The following is a 13,148-nucleotide window of genomic DNA, read 5'->3' on the forward strand; positions in this document are numbered from 1 at the left end:
TTTTCAATTTTTTGCACGATAGATGAATAAGATTAAAACCTATGATTATTCAACAATAAGTCGGCCATTCAAAGGTTGAACTGGGCGATTATTCGGATGCCCCATTAAGTTGGAAAATTCTGCAATTTGCTGTGCTGAAGCCTGCTGAATGTCTTTTAAAATGAGCCAGCGTACACCCTCTGAACAAGGTGGGGTGGTCAGTGAACCACTAAAACGATAATAATCCAGATTCTTTGGCAGCATCTGACTCACCGGTTGCGGCGTTTTTAACACTACTTTTTCACCCTGTTTCTTCGGCAAACGCTTCCACATCCGTTCCAACATTGGGTTGGCCTGTCCCTGCTCGAACATCATACCGACTACAGCCAGTTCTCCTTTCGCGTTGGCATGTACAAAATGAATTTCCAGCGGATAGCTCTTACCTTTAATCAAGTTTTCGCTCGGACTATGCAAATGGAACTGTTTCAGTTCAAAACGCTCCCCATCCAGCTCCAGCTCACCACCTTCGGCAAAGTCCACCTGAATGGTATGACCTTTATTTTCAATGGCGTGAATCATGGTGTTATAACTAAATTTCAGCGGTTCCAGTTGTGCTTTTACCGTCCGCTCAATATTAATTGGCGACTGATTCGCACCATCACAGGCAGTATATTTCTGGCTTAAATTCGACCATTGTTCAGGCTGCATATAGCCCCAATTGGCATCTGCATAGCCTGCCGTACTCAAACCAAACACTGTTAAAAATGTGAATATTTTTTTCACAATAATTTTCCCTCTTAGAACCGTAATCAATAATTTTTCATTTAGAAAACAAATTTTTAGGCTTATGACTGCCTCATTTTTCAGAGCACAAACTACAGATTTTTACTTAATTTTGGTGAATTACTTACAAATTTCCAAACACTTAAGCCTATGAAAAGATAGAGTATTTATAAATTATTATTTAAATTTCAATAAGATAATCATTTTAGTGTCCTAAACCAACTTGGAATAAAGTGTGAGCTGAATCACAATTAAAGTGATGAATATTTATGCAATATTTACATGAAACTTCTAGCTACTTCATAAATAAATCTGATTATAAATTCGCTCTATTTTTTAATAATATATTTTATATTCAAAAGCTTACATAAACACAGCAGTAAATAAACCTGCCACATTGCTAGACTCAGCTCAACGCGTTATATAGGAACAGCTTAATGGATTGGGTCTCGATCTTTATTCATGATACGACTTGGAGCTTTGCATCAGAGATTTTGCTACGTTGTATAGTCATGTATATCATGATTATCCTGTTTTTACGGCTGACCGGAAAACGTGGTGTACGACAGCTTTCCATCTTTGAAGTCGCGATCATTCTCGCCCTGGGCTCAATTGCCGGTGACCCGATGTTTACCGAAGATATTCCCCTGATTCAGGCAGTTCTGGTAATGTCGGTGATTATCCTGATGTATCGCCTGACCACTTGGCTGATGATGAAATACCAATGGTTTGAAGACCTACTGGAAGGCAAACCGATTTATATTGTGGAAGATGGCCTGCTGGTCATTGAGGAAATTAAAAAAGGCAAAATGTCACATGATGAATTCTTTGCCGAAATGCGCCAGCAAGGCGTAGAACATCTGGGTCAGGTGCGTACCGGTTTACTGGAAACAGACGGTAAATTCAGTGTGTTATATTTTACCGATGATCAGGTGAAATACGGCTTGCCACTATTTCCTAAAACCTGTTCGATCGTGGAGCAGGTGAAAGCAGACCGTTTATATGCCTGTATTTATTGCGGTCAGGTTCAAAACCTCTCCACAGCTGCACAACAATGTCCTCGCTGCAAATCAGCACAGTGGGCTGAAGCGATTAATTGTTTACGCATCACTTGAATTAAAGCTGATTCAGCCGTTGTAAATGCGTGAAAATTTCAGGTAGCTGCTGGATTTTATATTGGATTTCTTCGGCATCAGGATGAAAGCCCTGCATCCACAAGGCATGCATTCCGGCATTTTTTGCCCCTTGTATATCATTGATTGGATGATCGCCAATATATAAACAATGTTCAGGCAAGACGCCTAAACGTTGTGCAGTAATCTGGAAAATTTCTGGCTGTGGTTTGTTAAAACCCACTAAACCCGAACTGATGATTTCCTCGAAATAATCGGCAATGCCTAAACCTCGAATGGTATTTAAACGGGTGTCATGTCCACCATTCGAAACAATTGCCAATTGATAGCCTTGAGATTTTAACTGCTCTAGCACCTGCTTGGCATCCGGCATTTCTACAGCGCAGCGACCAAACTGGCTAAACCAGAACTGTGCCAGCTCATCTATGCTGGGTGGATTTAACCAGGATAGCTCCTGTAATAATGCATAAGCTGCCGAAGCCCCGATGCTGCCATGCGTTAGCAATTCCTTTTTTGGATAACCCCCATTATCGATGCGGCGAACGATCTCGATAATTTTTTCAGGCTCGACCTGTGCCAATGCTGGGGCATAATATTCTGCCAGATAACGGCTATAGGCCTGTGCTGTCAGGTCACGATGGGTCAAGGTATTGTCGAGGTCAAATAAAACAGCTTGAATAGGCATAATTTTCAAAACGAAATGCTGAAACTTTCAATCAGGATAACAGTCCGCAATTTGTTAGATCAGACATAAAATTGCTAAGTTTTGTTGTTTTAAGCATAAAAAAAGCGATGCCAAAGCACCGCCTTTTCTTAGATTACAAAGTCGAAATTAGAATTTGTATTCGAAACCTGTACCTACAAGAACTTGTTCATCTTCGTCAGAACCTTGTTCGATCGTTAAATAACCAGCATGACCGTATAATTTCACTTGTTTAGAAAGTGCATAGTCTACACCAGCAAGAATTTGGTTCGCCTCAAAGTCTGGAGACGCATTTTTAAAGCTCACAACATTTTGGCTATATTGACCTTTGACTGTCCAAGCTTTTGCTGCAGGTAAATTATATTCAGCGCCAATTAACCATGCTTGAGCATCATCAATATTTGCTGCTACTAAAGCATTAGCTTCTGTTGGACTTACGCTTGCATCTTCAACTTCTGAAGTTTGATAAAGTGCTTTCAGTGCCAAACCACCATCTAGATTAATACGACCAATAGCACGTAAAGTATTTGCTTCAGCAATTACATTGTTTGCAAGAGCTACATCACGTCCCAGCGTATCAGTATTATTGAAACCACGACTTAAGAAACGGGATGGGATCGCTTTATCATAGCCGAGACCAGCAACAAAAGTTTTATCGCTATATACAACTGAAGAAGACCAAGAGTCACCTAGACCACGCCCAGCAACCGTATAGCCACCTTTAGTCGCTTCAATCGTGTTATTACCTTCACCTGTAGCAAGCTGAAGTTTAGCATCGATTTTACCTTCTCCTACATTAAATGCAGGTGCTTCGTAGACAAGCACGTTATCAATACGGTTTTCACCTACCATGATACCTGCTACATCGGCATTATTTGCTACATAGTTATTGAACGTATCAACGACTGATGAAAGCTGTTTGACAGGGGTATCAATTTTACCGGCTTTCAGCGTACCCAACTTTTCATCTTTAAGGCCAATTAAAAGATTACGTGGTACAAATGTGTCAGAACTTCCACCGTTGTCTACATAAAAAGTAAACTCAGCTTGGTATAGGGCACTTAAACGATCTGTAAGTTTTTCATCACCTTTAAGACCTAAGAAAGAGTTGTTTGTGTTCAAATCAGTAATATGACGATCTTCTACGCCATTTTTATTATCTGCTTGTACATGATCTAGAGAAAGATCAATCTCACCATAGAAAGTTGGTGCTGCAAAAGTTGTCCCCGCCACAAGGCTGAATGCAATTGCTGTTGCTAACTTAGTTTTCATTAAAATATTCCCTGTTTAAAATTTATGTTTAAATCAAATTGAAACAAATGTTACAACGTGGAAACATATTACAGAATTATTAAATAAGTATTTAGATATTCTTTTTAATACTTTAGGTTAATATTTAATCAAACCATTGATTGTGTATAAGTTTTAGACTTTTTCTTGAGTTCCCGTCCATCTGAATATGGGAATCAAGCAAAAAATTGCTACGATCACGATGAGATTCAGATAGTCTTGATAACCTAAAGCATCTCCCAAAATACCACTCAGGCTATACAATCCCCCACTTACCGTGGCCATGAGTGCAACCTGAAAGGTAAAATCTGTCCCTGCCAGATGCTTACGGCTGTATTGCATGACCAAGGTCAACATGACCACCAACAGCATAGCTGAGATCATGTCTTCGGCTGCATTGACCAGATATATCATCCAGTTTTGTACTTTGTTTTGAGCTTCATACTGCGTAGCGAGCCAGGCATAAGCCATTAAGCTCAATATTTTTAGAATTGAGAAAATGATCAAACTCGAGCTGCGAGACCAGTACTTCAGACACCAGCCAGCCAATCCTGCTCCAATCAGTGCCGCAAATGCACCAAGCATGGTGACATAAAGGCCAATCTGGCTAAAGCTCAGTCCGAGATCTACCATTAAAGGTTTTAATAAAGGCCCGGATAAACCATCGGCGATTTTAAAGGTCAGTAAAACCAGAAGCCACCTCGCCAAGCTTAAATCTGACCAGAAGTATTGAAAATAGGTTTTTATATTGCTGAGTGCAGGTCCTTTATCAGCTGGCGTGATAATTTTTGAATGCTGAGATTCTCTAAAAAATAAAATGGGTAAAGTATTAATAAAGACCAGAGCTGCCAATAATAGAAAGGTAGCTTGCCATTGCAGCAGATCGAGCAACCATAATATGGCCCCACCTCCGACAATGAATCCCAGACGAGAACCAATCACCTGAAAGGTATTACCCCAATGTTGCTGTTCATTTTTCAGAATATTGACTGCCAGTGCATCGGTGGCAATATCCTGCGTCGCACCAATACCATTCATCAACAAAAGCGTGATAAAAAACAGCAGTAAATACAGCGGCTGATTCAAGGCCTGAATCGGTAGAAATGAGAGCCCAATCAATACAGCAACTGACAGCCATTGCAAGGGAATAATCCAGCTACGGTAATGACCTTTGGCGCTCGATCCATGCCGATCAACTAAAGGTGCCCAGAATATTTTAATCGACCAAGGCAGCATTAACAGACCAAAGCCCCCGATATGCGCCAGCGATACCCCTTCAGCTCGCAGAATGACTGGCAAGGCATGCGTCATAAACCCGACCGGAAGCCCCTGTGCCCAATACAGCGAAAACAGTAAAATATAGGTATTCCGCATATTTAGGCTAAGTCCTTAAGGTGAAAATGCATCACCAGCATTTGAGATGCTATACATTTTGCCAATGATCCGGATTTTACAACAGTCTAATATAATAAAAAATAAAGAAAAATTAGTTTCAGGACGAGACAGAAGCAATGGCCCAAATACGTTTCCCCCAACTCCCGCCGCATGTGCCAGCCCGCGGCAGCAAACTGAGCCGAACTTTTTTCAGGCAGCTTTTCTTGGCTCAGGGCTGGCGTCTGGAAGGAGAATTCCCCGATTTGCCCAAAGCTGTGGCGATTATCTCTCCCCATACCTCCAATATTGATGCCTGGCTAGGTTTCAATGCCCTGCTTGGTCTCGGTATTCAGATTACGATTTTTGGTAAAGACAGCCTGTTTCGTACACCGCTAAAACCGGTGCTGGAATGGATTGGTGTGGTTCCTGTCGTCCGAGATAGTCCACAAGGACATACCCGACAGATTGTAGACATCATTGAAAAATCGCAGCAGATCTGGGTCGGTATGGCACCGGAAGGTTCACGTAAGGTACCGGATAAAATTCGCAGCGGTTTTTATCATATTGCCAAGGCAGCCCATTTGCCGATTGTGATGTTTTCCTTTGATTATGATATCAAGACTATTCATATCCTGGGCGTGTACCATCTGACCGGTGATTATGAATACGACCTGGAACAGATTTATCAGCATTATCAAGGTAAATTCTCGGCCAAAAATCCAGACTGGGTGGCCAAGCCGTTACAAAAGCTTTTGAAAAAAGACTAGGCAAATACGGCTTTTTTTGATGTGATAGCCTGAATTTTGTTGATTTAATCACCAGTTTTTATAATGAAATTAGCCCGTTATGCCTTAATTGGCTGCCTTGGTTTCAGTCTTGCAGCCTGTGACAAAGCTACTAAAACACCTACGCCTGCCACGCCATTAAAAGCCCGTGAACCTGTCGTCGCCATTGCCCTCGGTGGTGGCGGTGCCAAAGGTTTTGCCCATATTGGCGTCATTAAAGTGCTCGAATCACACGGCATCAAACCGAAGATTGTCACCGGCACCAGTGCCGGCAGTTTTGTCGGCAGCCTGTATGCCAGCGGCAAATCCCCTTATCAGTTACAGCAGATTGCCCTGAATTTTAAAGAATCCGATATCCGCGATTTAACCTTGAACCGACAAGGGATTATTGCCGGACAAAAATTGCAGAATTTCGTCAATAAAAATGTGGCGAACAAACCGATTGAACAATTCCCAATTCGTTTTGCTGCAGTTGCCACTCGCCTGGACAATGGGCGTAAAGCTGACTTTATTAAAGGCAATGCCGGACAGGCGGTTCGTGCTTCCTGTAGTATTCCGAATGTATTTGTGCCTGCCGTGATTGGCGGCATCAAATATGTCGATGGCGGTCTGATTAGCCCAATTCCGGTCAAGACCGCCAAAGATATGGGAGCAGACATTGTCATTGCCGTGGATATTTCTGCCCGTCCGGATGGTAATAAAGCCTTGAATATGTGGGGCGTACTGGATCAGACCCTAAATATTATGGGACAGCAAAGCATTAATGAAGAGTTGAGTCAGGCCACTGTGGTGATTCAGCCCAAAGTCGGCCATATCGGTACTTTGGACCTGAAAGCCAGCAATGCCACCATTCTGGAAGGTGAAAAGGCGGCTCAGCTGAAAATCCGTACTATTGAAAAAGCTATTAGCAACTTTAAGCAGTCGCCAGCGGCATTTAAACCGCCCCGTCAGGCAAAATTTTGATGCATGAATTTTTTATATTCATCTGCTGCCGCATCTGCTACATTGAAGATCAATCATATAAAGATGATGATTAATTAAATACTTAGCGATATAGGTCACGATATGGAATTAGTTCTTGAACCTTGGCACTGGTTTGTATTAGGCATCCTTCTGATTCTGTCGGAATTACTGCTGCCCGCATTTGCTGCCCTGTGGTTCGGGATCGGTGCCATCATGGTTGGCGTCCTGTACTGGATGTTCCCGATGATGGGACTGACGACCCAGCTCCTGACCTGGATCGTTCTTTCTGTTCTGTGTACGCTGCTCTGGTTCAAGTTTATCAAGCCACTTTCCATTGACAAGACCAAAGCCGGTCTATCGCGTGAAGCGACCATTAGTCAGGTGGGCATGGTGATTCAGACTAATCTGGATCATGGGCAAATCCGGGTGCGCTTTCCGATGCCAGTTTTAGGTTCGGATGAATGGGAATGTCGTACTCTGGATCAGGTTCAGGTCGGTGACCGTGTTCGCGTCGTGGATATTCTGGGGAATGATCTGGTGGTTCAACCCCACAGCACACATTATCAAAATGAAAAAGGTGAATAAGATATGTCTGGTGGAACTATAATTGTTATCGCATTTTTGGCCTTTGTGGCGATTACAATTTTTAAAGGGGTACGTATTGTCCCGCAAGGTTATAAATGGATCGCACAACGCTTGGGCAAATACCATACGACGCTGAATCCGGGTCTGAATTTTGTCATTCCGTATATTGATGAAGTGGCTTATAAAGTCACCACCAAAGATATTGTGCTGGATATTCCTTCACAGGAAGTGATTACCCGTGATAATGCCGTGTTACTCATGAATGCGGTGGCCTATATCAACCTGACCACACCTGAAAAAGCGGTCTACGGCATTGAAAACTATTCTTGGGCAATTCAAAACCTGGTACAAACCTCATTACGTTCGATTGTCGGTGAAATGGATCTGGATGATGCACTATCATCACGTGATCATATTAAAGCACGTTTAAAATCCAGTATTTCCGATGATATCTCGGACTGGGGTATCACGCTTAAAACCGTTGAAATTCAGGATATTAAACCTTCAGTCACCATGCAAACCGCGATGGAAGAACAGGCCGCTGCTGAACGTCAACGTCGTGCGACCGTGACCAAAGCTGATGGTGAAAAACAGGCTGCCATTCTGGAAGCGGATGGTCGTCTGGAAGCATCGCGCCGTGATGCAGAAGCACAGGTGGTTCTGGCTGAATCTTCACAACGTGCGATTGATATGGTGACTTCGGCAATTGGTAGTAATGAAATTCCGGTTGCCTATTTACTCGGTGAGCAATATATCAAGGCCATGCAAGATATGGCCAAATCACCGAATGCCAAAACGGTGGTCTTGCCTGCAGACGTGCTGAACACGATTCGAGGCGTGATGGGTCGTCCGCCTCAGTAAAAATTTTCATTTTCAAATCCATAGGCAGCGTATTCGCTGCCTATTTTTCGTTTAAACACGAAAATCTCAGCAAAGATTTGGAATTTATGCTTAAATTTCGCGTTATTTTTTGAAATCCTTTGGGCTTTGATGCCAGATCTGTGTTTCGCCACAGCATTTATCATCAACATAAGTCCTTATTCGATTACTGTCCAACTCGAAAATGGATACCGTATGAGCTCCCTAAATCCAACGTTAATTACCTTTCTTTTTTATATTGTCGCCATGGTGGTGATCGGCCTGATGGCTTATCGTGCGACCACAAACTTTTCCGATTACATTTTAGGGGGCCGTCGTTTAGGTAGTTTTGTTACTGCACTTTCCGCTGGGGCTTCCGATATGAGTGGCTGGCTGCTGATGGGCCTGCCCGGTGCAATTTATCTTTCCGGTTTGTCGGAAATATGGATTGCCATTGGCCTGATTATTGGTGCCTGGTTAAACTGGTTGCTGGTGGCTGGCCGCTTACGAGTACATACGGAAGTTCAGCACAATGCCCTGACCCTTCCAGATTATTTTTCCAATCGTTTTAACGACCAGAAGAAAATTTTACGTATTGTATCGGCTTTTGTGATTCTGATTTTCTTTGCGATTTACTGTGCCTCAGGCATGGTAGCAGGTGCGCGCCTGTTCGAAAGCATGTTTGAAATGTCCTACACGACGGCGCTCTGGATCAGTGCCATTGCCACCATCAGTTATGTATTTATTGGCGGTTTTCTGGCAGTCAGCTGGACCGATACCATTCAGGCCGGCCTGATGATCTTTGCGCTGTTGCTCACGCCAATTGTGACCCTATTGACCTTCTCTGATATGTCTCAGGTCACTCTGGCGCTTGAAACGGCACGTCCACAGGCCATGAATCTGGTCGGTGATTTAAGTACGGTGGCCATCCTGTCGCTACTGGCATGGGGCTTGGGTTATTTTGGTCAGCCACATATTCTGGTGCGCTTTATGGCGGCAGATTCAGTCAAGTCAATTCCAAATGCACGCCGTATTGGTATGACCTGGATGATCCTGTGCTTAGCTGGTGCCGTGGCTGCCGGTTTCTTTGGTATTGCTTATTTCCAGCAACATCCGGAACTGGCCAGTGTGGTGAATGCCAATCCTGAAACTGTATTTATGGAATTGACCAAAATTCTGTTCAACCCATGGATTGCCGGTATTGTCCTGGCTGCGATTTTGGCTGCGGTAATGAGTACTTTAAGCTGTCAGCTTCTAGTCTGCTCAAGTACGCTGACAGAGGATTTTTATAAATCCTTCCTGCGCAAAAATGCATCTCAAAAAGAACTGGTTTGGGTTGGCCGTTTTATGGTGCTGCTGATTGCCCTGCTGGCAATCTGGATGGCGGGTAATCCTGAATCGAAAGTGCTGGGTCTGGTCGCTTATGCCTGGGCCGGTTTTGGTGCTGCATTTGGCCCACTGATCATTCTGTCCCTGTTCTGGAAACGCATGACTTTGAATGGTGCCTTGGCAGGTATGATTATGGGTGCAGTGATGGTGATTTTATGGAAAAACCTGTTCGCAGCAACAGGTGTCTATGAAATTATCCCGGGCTTTATCTGCTCATTCATTGCCATCATTGTAGTGAGCTTGATGGGTAAAGTACCTACGGCTGAAATTACCGATCGTTTTGAACAGGCTGAACGTCTGTATAACGAAACCAAATAAAATTAACGATCAAAAAAAGCGGACTTTAAAATCCGCTTTTTTAATACCTGAACAATTACTCAAAATAAAAACAATGAACAGATTCAAGCCATTTTAATTTTTACGCTGGAGTAAAAACTGGGTGATAGAGATCAGCTCTGCCGCCTGATCATCAAAATGAGCAAGTGCGGCTAAGGCCTGATCATGCAATTGCTGTGCATAGGCTTTGGCCTGTTCCAGCCCCATCAAGGCAGGATATGTCGATTTTTCTACCTGCTCATCCTTGCCAGCTGTTTTACCCAACACTTCGGTATCAGAAATAATATCCAGAATATCGTCCTGCACCTGGAAGGCCAGACCAATCGCCTGTCCAAACTCACGCAGCTTTGGAATCGCCAGATCTGTACCTTCAAAGATTGTGACCGCCGCCATCATGATCGCAGCACTCATCAAAGCACCGGTTTTATTACGATGAATGGTTTCTAATACTTCCTGATCAATTTTTTTGCCTTCGGACTGCAAATCCAACACCTGACCATTGACCATTTTCGAAGAGGCTGTGGCCAGAATCTGCATTTGTTTTAGCACAATCGAAGCATCTACCGCAGGGCCTTGATCAAACAGACGACTGCCTAAAATTTCAAAGGCCATCGACTGTAGAATATCACCTGCCAAAAGCGCGGTATCTTCACCATAAGCCACATGGCAGGTCGGCTGACCACGGCGCAGCAAATCATTGTCCATACACGGCAGATCATCATGTGCCAGTGAATAACAATGGATAAATTCAATCGCAACCGCCGCACGGCGTACCGCCGCGGTATTCTGATTCGGTTTCAGTGCTGCTGTGGCATAGCATAATGCTGGACGAACACGCTTCCCTCCCAGCATCACGGCATGATGCACCGCCGACTTTAAAGGTTCAGGAATGGCAAAGGCATCTAGGGCTGTCAGTAAATCTTGTTGAATACGATGTTGTGCTTGAGTCAATGCATGGATTGATACGTCAGTAATAGATGACACATTTGCCTCGAATACATAGTCCGGAAGGATGAAAATAACAAGTTTGAGCCACTTGTTCTGATAAGCACTATTGTACCTACAATCGCCTTGAATTTTCAGCTTTATCTGTGGATTGATTTAAAGCAGCAATAGATATCAAAATATGTTCCTCCACTAAAAAACCACTGCCGCGACAGCGCTACTGTCCCAGAGTTGAAGTGCTTGGATTTATCAAGTGCCTGTGGCAGAGATGCCACACATTGCCCACCACCACAGGACGTCGTGTATGGGCAATAAGAGACCTTTGCCTACCTTGGGTCTTTCCAAAGTAGGATTTCACCTGCACAAATCCATTTAAACTTTTAAAGGAAAGATGAGGCTGGACAATATCTACCTCTAAATATAAACAAGTTTAGATATTTAAACGTATTCTCTGATAGCTTTTATTACTTCCTACCATGCCAACGATAGCTGAGTCAAAATTTTGGCCAGTAATGGTCACAACAGTAATTTTCTCAGGCTAAATAATGGGTCGGCAAATCAAACTAGAGCAAAACATCTTCAGGAACGCGTACCCAACCTTCCATCAACACACGTGCACTGCGACTCATGATGGCTTTTTTCACTTTCCACTCTCCATTTTCCTGACTTGCTTGTGCACCGACTCTTAAAGTCCCCGAAGGATGGCCAAAACGCACGGCTTCACGCTCTACACCGCCTGCCACCCGATTCACCAGAGTCCCCGGAATGGCTGCCGCCGTACCAATTGCCACCGCAGCTGTGCCCATCATGGCATGATGCAGTTTCCCCATAGACAAGGCACGAACCAGAATATCGGCATCTGCTTCGGCAACCACCTTGCCACTTGATGAGGTATAAGTTTTGGATGGCGCTACAAAAGCGATTTTTGGGGTGTGCTGACGGTTAGCTGCTTCGCTAATGTCCTGAATCAATCCCATCTGCTTCGCAGCATAAGCACGAATGGTTTCAAACTTTGCCAGCGCTGCCGCATCATTATTCATATGATCCTGAAGCTCGGTGCCGTTATAACCCAAATCTCCCGCATTCAAAAACACGGTGGGAATGCCGGCATTAATCATGGTGACTTCAAAACTGCCAATATTGGGAACTTCCAGCGTATCGACCAGATTACCTGTCGGAAACATCGAACCGCCTTCGCCATCATCATCGGCAGGATCTAAAAACTCGATCTGTACTTCGGCTGCCGGAAAAGTCACGCCATCCAGTTCAAAATCGCCCAACTCCTGAACTTGACCATTTCGCATTGGTACATGCGCAATAATGGTTTTTTGAATATTGGCCTGCCAGATGCGGACTGTACACAGCCCATTTTCCGGAATACGTGATCTATCAATCAGAGCATTAGAAATGGCAAAAGCTCCCACTGCTGCGGTGAGATTACCGCAATTACCACTCCAGTCCACAAAAGGACGGTCAATTGACACCTGACCAAATAAATAATCTACATCATGATCGGCCTGCTGGCTTTTTGACAGAATCACGGTCTTGCTGGTACTGGAACTGGCGCCGCCCATACCATCGATCTGTTTAGCATAAGGATCTGGGCTACCAATCACGCGCAGCAGAAGCTGATCACGAATCCGGCCGGCCTGTTGTGCTTCTGCGGGCAAATCATCCAGCTTAAAAAAAACGCCTTTACTGGTGCCTCCACGCATATAGGTTGCAGGAATCTTGATTTGGGCTGCAAAACTCATGAATTGTTTCATCCTTTGGCTTGTCTTTGTTTTGGTAAAAAGTTATGGAATACTTATGAGAAGAGTATAATCGCTTTAAAGCCAAGGAAGTTCAGTGCTCCGACCTAAGTATAAAAAATCAGCATTCGTATCAGAGCAAAAAAACAGGAAACTCATCAGTTACAATGTCAATAAAATTAATATATTGATTCAGTTATCTTTTATTTAATTTATTTTTATAATTTTTTATTATAAATCTGATAATAATATTTCATTCAAAGTCTTGCACTAG

General features: G+C 43.6%; 12 protein-coding genes. 6 read left to right on the top strand and 6 right to left on the bottom strand.

Translation table 11 applies throughout. The annotated features are described in order from the left end of the window. Positions 1-45: 45 nt before the first annotated feature. Positions 46-762, bottom strand: coding sequence for a carbonic anhydrase family protein (locus tag FTU82_RS03135; RefSeq protein ID WP_180085119.1), 717 nt, complete (start codon positions 760-762; stop codon positions 46-48). Between the two features lie 437 nt (positions 763-1,199). On the opposite strand from FTU82_RS03135, the gene FTU82_RS03140 reads away from it, so the two are divergent. After that, the gene (locus FTU82_RS03140) at positions 1,200-1,877 is read left to right on the top strand and encodes a DUF421 domain-containing protein (protein WP_005172071.1); all 678 of its coding nucleotides are present in this window, start codon (positions 1,200-1,202) and stop codon (positions 1,875-1,877) included. 1 nt (position 1,878) lies between these two features. On the opposite strand, the gene FTU82_RS03145 is transcribed toward FTU82_RS03140, so the two are convergent. From FTU82_RS03145 to FTU82_RS03155, 3 genes are all read right to left on the bottom strand, one after another. Further along, entirely contained in the window at positions 1,879-2,580 is a 702-nt protein-coding gene (locus FTU82_RS03145) for an HAD family hydrolase (RefSeq protein WP_180085227.1), read from the bottom strand. Between the two features lie 147 nt (positions 2,581-2,727). Continuing rightward, positions 2,728-3,870, bottom strand: a complete 1,143-nt coding sequence (locus tag FTU82_RS03150) for a porin (protein WP_180085117.1) — start codon at positions 3,868-3,870, stop codon at positions 2,728-2,730. A gap of 153 nt (positions 3,871-4,023) precedes the next feature. After that, positions 4,024-5,262 carry an MFS transporter gene (locus tag FTU82_RS03155; RefSeq protein WP_180085115.1) on the bottom strand — a complete coding sequence of 413 codons (1,239 nt, stop codon included), beginning with the start codon at positions 5,260-5,262 and terminating at the stop codon, positions 4,024-4,026. Positions 5,263-5,399: 137 nt separating this feature from the next. On the opposite strand from FTU82_RS03155, the gene FTU82_RS03160 reads away from it, so the two are divergent. The 5 genes from FTU82_RS03160 to putP all read left to right on the top strand — a co-directional run bounded on the left by FTU82_RS03160 (position 5,400) and on the right by putP (position 10,160). Next, complete coding sequence (locus tag FTU82_RS03160) at positions 5,400-6,029, top strand: 1-acyl-sn-glycerol-3-phosphate acyltransferase (RefSeq protein WP_100355311.1); 630 nt, start codon at positions 5,400-5,402, stop codon at positions 6,027-6,029. Positions 6,030-6,092: 63 nt separating this feature from the next. Continuing rightward, positions 6,093-7,010: a patatin-like phospholipase family protein gene (locus tag FTU82_RS03165; protein ID WP_005267139.1), complete on the top strand. Its 918-nt coding sequence runs from the start codon at positions 6,093-6,095 to the stop codon at positions 7,008-7,010. A 102-nt stretch (positions 7,011-7,112) separates the two neighbouring features. After that, complete coding sequence (locus tag FTU82_RS03170; RefSeq protein WP_180085113.1) at positions 7,113-7,595, top strand: NfeD family protein; 483 nt, start codon at positions 7,113-7,115, stop codon at positions 7,593-7,595. Between the two features lie 3 nt (positions 7,596-7,598). After that, entirely contained in the window at positions 7,599-8,456 is an 858-nt protein-coding gene (locus FTU82_RS03175) for an SPFH domain-containing protein (RefSeq protein WP_005096199.1), read from the top strand. 213 nt (positions 8,457-8,669) lie between these two features. Beyond that, positions 8,670-10,160 (top strand): sodium/proline symporter PutP, encoded by a 1,491-nt coding sequence (gene putP, locus FTU82_RS03180; protein WP_180085111.1) that lies wholly within the window; start codon positions 8,670-8,672, stop codon positions 10,158-10,160. 93 nt (positions 10,161-10,253) lie between these two features. On the opposite strand, the gene FTU82_RS03185 is transcribed toward putP, so the two are convergent. Next, positions 10,254-11,162, bottom strand: a complete 909-nt coding sequence (locus FTU82_RS03185) for a polyprenyl synthetase family protein (protein WP_074383117.1) — start codon at positions 11,160-11,162, stop codon at positions 10,254-10,256. A gap of 524 nt (positions 11,163-11,686) precedes the next feature. Next, positions 11,687-12,877 (bottom strand): 2-methylaconitate cis-trans isomerase PrpF, encoded by a 1,191-nt coding sequence (gene prpF / locus FTU82_RS03190; protein ID WP_100357284.1) that lies wholly within the window; start codon positions 12,875-12,877, stop codon positions 11,687-11,689. Positions 12,878-13,148 lie beyond the last annotated feature (271 nt).

It is taken from the genome of Acinetobacter sp. YH12151, from assembly GCF_013418355.1.
Taxonomy (GTDB): domain Bacteria; phylum Pseudomonadota; class Gammaproteobacteria; order Pseudomonadales; family Moraxellaceae; genus Acinetobacter; species Acinetobacter pseudolwoffii.